The 6,250-nt window shown below is 61.0% G+C and carries 8 protein-coding genes; 3 read left to right on the forward strand and 5 right to left on the reverse strand.

Annotated features, from left to right (window positions below; translation table 11 throughout):
- The first annotated feature begins 17 nt into the window (after positions 1-17).
- Positions 18-2,018: a DNA topoisomerase IV subunit B gene (gene parE / locus ACOVQ0_RS15405; protein ID WP_421886335.1), complete on the forward strand. Its 2,001-nt coding sequence runs from the start codon at positions 18-20 to the stop codon at positions 2,016-2,018.
- Positions 2,019-2,057: 39 nt separating this feature from the next.
- On the opposite strand, the gene ACOVQ0_RS15410 is transcribed toward parE, so the two are convergent.
- From ACOVQ0_RS15410 to ACOVQ0_RS15420, 3 genes are read right to left on the reverse strand one after another with little or no spacing between them, the layout of a single operon-like run.
- Positions 2,058-2,348 (reverse strand): type II toxin-antitoxin system RelE/ParE family toxin, encoded by a 291-nt coding sequence (locus tag ACOVQ0_RS15410; protein ID WP_421886315.1) that lies wholly within the window; start codon positions 2,346-2,348, stop codon positions 2,058-2,060.
- Positions 2,338-2,595, reverse strand: a complete 258-nt coding sequence (locus tag ACOVQ0_RS15415) for a type II toxin-antitoxin system ParD family antitoxin (RefSeq protein ID WP_421886318.1) — start codon at positions 2,593-2,595, stop codon at positions 2,338-2,340. The genes ACOVQ0_RS15410 and ACOVQ0_RS15415 overlap by 11 nt, the downstream gene beginning before the upstream one ends.
- Positions 2,596-2,627: 32 nt before the next feature.
- Positions 2,628-3,413, reverse strand: a complete 786-nt coding sequence (locus tag ACOVQ0_RS15420) for a hypothetical protein (protein WP_421886321.1) — start codon at positions 3,411-3,413, stop codon at positions 2,628-2,630.
- A gap of 240 nt (positions 3,414-3,653) precedes the next feature.
- On the opposite strand from ACOVQ0_RS15420, the gene ACOVQ0_RS15425 reads away from it, so the two are divergent.
- Positions 3,654-4,499: an AAA family ATPase gene (locus ACOVQ0_RS15425; RefSeq protein WP_421886324.1), complete on the forward strand. Its 846-nt coding sequence runs from the start codon at positions 3,654-3,656 to the stop codon at positions 4,497-4,499.
- Between the two features lie 139 nt (positions 4,500-4,638).
- Here ACOVQ0_RS15425 and ACOVQ0_RS15430 read toward each other — a convergent pair whose 3' ends face one another.
- The gene (locus ACOVQ0_RS15430; RefSeq protein WP_421886327.1) at positions 4,639-5,379 is read right to left on the reverse strand and encodes a glutathione S-transferase family protein; all 741 of its coding nucleotides are present in this window, start codon (positions 5,377-5,379) and stop codon (positions 4,639-4,641) included.
- 95 nt (positions 5,380-5,474) lie between these two features.
- On the opposite strand from ACOVQ0_RS15430, the gene ACOVQ0_RS15435 reads away from it, so the two are divergent.
- Entirely contained in the window at positions 5,475-5,909 is a 435-nt protein-coding gene (locus ACOVQ0_RS15435; RefSeq protein ID WP_421886330.1) for a GFA family protein, read from the forward strand.
- Here ACOVQ0_RS15435 and ACOVQ0_RS15440 read toward each other — a convergent pair.
- Positions 5,906-6,151 (reverse strand): hypothetical protein, encoded by a 246-nt coding sequence (locus ACOVQ0_RS15440; RefSeq protein ID WP_421886332.1) that lies wholly within the window; start codon positions 6,149-6,151, stop codon positions 5,906-5,908. The two genes, ACOVQ0_RS15435 and ACOVQ0_RS15440, sit on opposite strands and share 4 nt — an antisense overlap.
- Positions 6,152-6,250 lie beyond the last annotated feature (99 nt).

The following is a 6,250-nucleotide window of genomic DNA, read 5'->3' on the forward strand; positions in this document are numbered from 1 at the left end:
GTTCTATACCCGTTCGCATGTCCGACGACCTTTTCGACAAGCTCCCCGCCACCAGCTCCGCTGAAAGCTATGATGGTTCCGCGATCGAGGTTCTCGAAGGCCTCGAACCGGTCCGCCGCCGCCCCGGCATGTACATCGGCGGCACGGACGAGCGCGCGTTGCACCATCTCGCCGCCGAAGTGCTCGACAATGCGATGGACGAAGCGGTTGCAGGCCATGCCAATCGCATCGAAGTCATGCTTGAAGAAGGTAACAGGCTGACCATTTCGGACAACGGACGCGGCATCCCGGTTGACGAACACCCCAAATATCCCGGCAAATCCGCGCTGGAAGTGATCCTCACCACGCTGCACTCCGGCGGCAAGTTTTCCGGCAAGGCCTATGCCACATCGGGCGGCCTGCACGGCGTCGGCGTCTCGGTGGTCAACGCGCTGTCCACCCTTACGCGCATCGAAGTTGCCCGGAACAAGGAGCTTTACGCGCAGGAATTTTCGCGCGGGAACCCGACTACCAAGCTGATGAAAATCGGCAACGCTCCCAACCGGCGCGGCACGCAGGTCACATTCGTGCCCGATCTCGAAATCTTCGGAGCCGACGCAAAGTTCAAACCCGCCCGCCTGTTTCGGCTGGTGCGGTCAAAGGCCTACCTCTTCGCCGGGGTCGAAATCCGCTGGAAATGCGCAGCCTCACTGGCCAGTGATGATGTGCCTGCCGAAGCCGTGTTCCAGTTCCCCGGCGGCCTTGCCGATCATCTTGCCGAACAGGTTTCAGGGCGCGAATGCGTCACCTCGGTGCCGTTTGCGGGCCGTCAGGATTTCCCGCTCGGCCCGAATGGTGAGGAAAATGGCCGTGTCGAATGGGCCATCGCCTGGCCGCTGTGGTCGGACGGTTCCTACAGCTGGTACTGCAACACCATCCCCACCCCCGATGGTGGCACGCACGAACAGGGCCTGCGCGCCGCGCTGACCAAGGGCATCCGCGCCTTCGCCGATCTTATCGGCCAGAAAAAGGCCAAGGACATCGCGCCTGAGGACATGATCACCGGTAGCGAGATCATGCTTTCGGTCTTTATCCGCGACCCCCAGTTCCAGAGCCAGACCAAGGACCGCCTCACCAGCCCCGAAGCCGCGCGCATGGTCGAAGCCGCCGTGCGCGACCATTTCGACCACTTCCTCACCGACAATATGGAGCGCGGCAAGGCCCTGCTCGGCGCGGTGATGGAGCGCATGGACGACCGTTTGCGCCGCAAGGCGGAACGCGAGGTCAAGCGCAAGACCGCCACCAACGCCCGCAAGCTGCGCCTGCCCGGCAAGCTCACCGATTGCAGCGGCGAAGGCAGTGGTGAAACCGAACTGTTCATCGTCGAAGGCGACAGTGCAGGCGGCAGCGCCAAGCAGGCGCGTGACCGCAAGACGCAGGCGATCCTGCCCATTCGCGGCAAGATCCTCAACGTTGCCAGCGCCACGGCCGACAAGATCCGCGCCAATCAGGAAATCGCCGATCTGGGGCTGGCGCTCGGCTGCGGGATGCGCAAGGACTGCAATCCCGATGCGCTGCGCTATGACCGCGTGATCATCATGACCGACGCCGACGTTGACGGCGCGCACATCGCTACACTGCTGATGACGTTCTTCTTTCAGGAAATGCCAGAACTCGTCCGGCGCGGCCACCTCTACCTCGCCCAGCCCCCGCTCTACCGCCTGACCAGCGGCAGCACCTCGGCCTATGCCAAGGACGACGCGCACCGCGCCGAACTGGAAGCCACCAAGTTCAAGGGCAAGAAAGTGGAAGTCGGCCGCTTCAAGGGCCTTGGCGAAATGAACCCCGGCCAGTTGCGTGAAACCACAATGGCCCCCGCCACCCGCAGCCTCATCCGCATCACCCTGCCCCCGGAATACGAAGGCCGCGCGGCGGTGAAGGACTTGGTAGACCGCCTGATGGGCCGCGACCCGGCGCAACGCTTCATGTTCATCCAGAACCGGGCGAGCGAGATCGATCCTGAGTTGATTGATGCTTAGGTCTGTGGCCCTTGCAGCGATTTGTTTGGTTCGCGTGCCTCAACCGATCCAGCGTCCAACATCCATAGATTTGTGCAACACTCGCACGATGACAATCGTATCATCTGTTAGTTCATAGTAGATGCGGTGCGCCTCGCATGAGGTTGAATACGTGGTTCCCGACAAGTCTGGCTCGATCCGGCCACTGCGGGGATAATCCAATAACTTCTGGAATCGGCTCTGGATGTGATCGAGGTAGGCCAACACCCGGTCAGAGCCAAAGTGCAATAAGCCGTATTCGAAAATCGATTCCAAGTCCGCTTTTGCAAGACAGCTCTGTTCAAGCCGCATCGCGTCCGGCTGCTCGCGCCCGCCCCCGTAGCTCTTCCAGAAGTTCGAACGGGTCCGTGTCACTTACGCCCGAAGCCCGGCCCCGTTCGATTTCCGCCCGCAGCCGTTCCAGCTTCTGCTGATCACGCTGATCCTGCCGCACCAGATCGCGCACATAATCGCTGCTGCTTGCGAACGAACCATCGGCCACGCGGCCTTCAATCCACTCTTTCAGCTTGTCAGGGATAGAAATGTTCATCTGGGCCATGCGCATTTAAATACAAATTTGCGCGCTTATTGTCAAAGATTGAGGTCTTCGCCCACAGCACCCTTCTTCGGCCGAAAATCGAACCGTATCCGCACCCATTCCCCCACCTGCGGCTTGCCGTTCACGCGCGGGGGCCGCACCAGAAATTGCCACGATGCCTGCCGAATAGCCCGCGCAAGACCAGAGCCCGGCGGGCTTTCGTCCAGTTCCTGGCAGTCCTCAACGTGGTATTTCTCCACCGTCTTGCACGCGATCATCGCCCAATCGCCCTGCATCCGGCGTTGCGGCAGGTAAGGCCCGATCTCGGCGTCGGTCGGTTCACGATACCATTGTGCTGCATAGAGCCGGACCCCGCCCGGCCCCTGCCCCAGACTGGCCGAATCTCCAGGACTGCCGCCGCCCGATGGCGCACCGCCGCCTGATTCCTGCCGCTTCATCTGGGAGATATCGCCCGCGCGATAATCGTTGCGCGATAGCTCGATAAATCCCTCAGGCCACTGCACTTTGCCCGGAATCGGCACAGCTGGCGGCGCTGCTGCAGGCTGGACCGGCATGGCTTCAGCGTTCGTCGCCTGCTTTGCCTGTTTCTGCTCGGGCTGCTTTTCCGCAGCCTTCGTCTTGTCCTGCCCTTCGTCGGAAAGATCGATCGCGGTCAATCGGGCACTCTCGCCCCCGCCGAACCCCGTCACCGCACCCATCTTCCACATGATCAGGAACACCAGCGCACTGGCCACGAGGGCAAAGACAAACGACCCCGCCCGCTCGCGCGGCGACGCCTGATAGCCTTGCCTCAAAGGATCGATGCGCCACGGAACCATTGTTCGCTCGACTACACGCCGCCATGCTTCCGGGCAATCGAGCACCGTCGTGCCATCGTGATCAGCGACACTTTGATACCGATCTTTCCTGACGGTTCAGTCAACAACAACGCACATATCTGACGCGAACGTCAATAACGTCACAAACTCCTGACGTATTCGTCAGCCAACCAAGCCTCTTGCGCTGCGCAAACCCGCGCCCTATCGCTTAACCAAACGATTAAGACACAGGAATCGCCGATGCGCTTTGAAGGCACCAGCAATTACGTCGCCACCGAAGATCTCAAGGTCGCGGTCAACGCCGCCGTCCTCCTCCGCCGCCCGCTGCTGGTCAAGGGCGAACCCGGCACCGGCAAGACCGTGCTGGCGCATGAAATCGCCAAAGCCGTAAACGCCCCGCTGATCGAATGGAACGTGAAATCCACCACCAAGGCGCAGCAGGGTCTTTACGAATACGACGCGGTTGCCCGCCTGCGCGACGGCCAGTTGGGCGATGAGCGCGTCCACGACATCCGCAACTACATCAAGAAGGGCAAGCTCTGGGAAGCTTTCACCAGCGAGCGCCTGCCCGTCCTCCTCATCGACGAGATCGACAAGGCCGATATCGAGTTTCCCAACGATCTGTTGCAGGAACTCGATCGGATGAGCTTCGACGTTTACGAAACGCAGGAGAGGATCGAGGCGAAAGAACGCCCAATCGTCGTCATCACGTCGAACAACGAGAAGGAACTGCCCGACGCATTCCTGCGCCGCTGCTTCTTCCACTACATCAAGTTCCCCGATCGCGAGACGATGCAGGCAATCATCGACGTCCACTTCCCCGGCATCCAGAAGACCCTCGTCGCCAAGGCGATGGAAGTGTTCTACGAAATCCGCGAAGTGCCCGGCCTGAAGAAAAAGCCCAGCACGTCCGAACTGCTCGACTGGCTCAAGCTACTGCTGAACGAGGACATGCCGCTCGACGTGTTGCAGAACCGCGACCCGACCAAGGCCATCCCCCCGCTGCACGGCGCCTTGCTCAAGAACGAACAGGACATCATGCTGTTCGAAAAGCTCGCCTTCATGGCGCGCCGTCCGGGGCACTGACGCCAAGAGAAGCTTGGCCTTCCCCCTCCTCTTTAGAGGAGGGGCCGGGGGTGGTGCCTTCAAAACTTCTTCAATCCTGAAACGCAAAACACCACCCCCAACCCCCTCCTCTGAAGAGGAGGGGGCTTAGAACGCCGCGTCACTCGCGCGGCCCAAGCTTTTCCAGTTCCACCTGCGCGAACATCGCCTTCACCGCAGGCCGGTCGTTGATCTGTTCGATCCAGCGCAGCAAGTGCGGCGTGTCAGCCTTGTTGACCAGTTCCGCAAAGCCGAACTGCATCCCGTTGGCGATGGCGAAATTGCAGATGTCGGCCAGAGTATATTGCCCCGGCACCAGCCATTCATTGTCGGCCAGATGGTCGTCCAGCTTGCGCACGGAATAGGCGATCTTGCGCATTTCCTCGTCCAGCATGTCCTGCGGAAAGCCTTCGCGTGCGCGCCGCCATTTCACCTGCTGTTCGATCACGGGAATGGCCTTCACCTTCTCCTCGAACTCGGCGTCGCTATAGCTTTTCACCATGTTGCCAACGTACCGGTGCCAGCCGATGGTGGAGACACACCAGCAGAAGTATTCGTCCACCCATTTGGTCCACACCCGCATCTGCGCGCGGCCAAAGCTGTCGGCCGGACGCAAGGAGACTTCGGTCGGATACTCGTCCTCAAGATATTCGCAGATCACCGTCGATTCGGTGATTACCTTCCCGCCATCGACAAGTGCCGGCACCTGGCCGCGCGGATTGATCGCCTTGAACCAGTCAGTATGATGTTCGAACTTCGCCGGATCGAGCCGGTGCTTCTCCACGTCCAGCCCTTTTTCGAACACTGTCAGCAGCGGCTTCATCGAATTGGCGGCGGGACCGAATGAGTAGAGCTTGAGCATGGTGGTGTTATCCTCTCCGTTTGGATGCACCATAAACAATTGTATGTAACACTAACAATACCCAATTGCGTGCACCACGAAAGGACAAGCCCGAAATGCCCGATACCGGCCCTTATACGGGACAATGCGCGTGCGGCGCACTTACGCTGACCATCGCCGGAGAGCCGGTCGGCACGCGGCAGTGCTGGTGCCGCCAGTGTCAGCAGATCGCGGCGGGCGGCCCCACCAACAATGCCATCTTCAAAGGCGAGGACGTCACCATCAACGGCCCCCTTGCCCACAAATCATGGACCGCCGCCAGCGGCAACACCCTCACCTTCCACTTCTGCCCATCATGCGGCACGCAGGTCTACGCGCAAAGCTCAGCGCGAATGCACCTCAAGACCGTGCGCTTCGGCGTGATCGACGAACCCCACGGCCTCGCCCCGCAAGCGGTAATCTGGACGGACGACGCCCCTGCATGGGCAATGATCGACCCGGCGCTCGAATCATGGCCGCAGCAACCGCCCGCACCACCGCCGACAAGCTAACTGACGTTAAAGCAATCCTGCCCGGCGCGCCGCAGCGATGCGCAATAGGCGTGTGCGCCCGGTGCGGTCGCCCGCAGGCGCCAGTACCGCCGCGTCCCGACAACCGCTGGCACTACAACCTTTCGGAAACCGGCGAGTTCGGGATGGCGGGCAACCATGCCTTGCCAATGTGCTTCTGCCTCAGCCGGGCTAAGCGCTGCGACAAGCTGGATCGTCTGCCCCCTGCCCGCAAATTGGGGCAACGATGGCAACTCCGGTTGTATCGCAGCAGGCGGCGCGCCAACGGGCTGTCAATGGACACCCAGTTTTACGAGCTAAGGCGACACCCAGTGTTACGAGGT

It is taken from the genome of Novosphingobium sp. (genome assembly GCF_049240505.1).
GTDB lineage: Bacteria > Pseudomonadota > Alphaproteobacteria > Sphingomonadales > Sphingomonadaceae > Novosphingobium.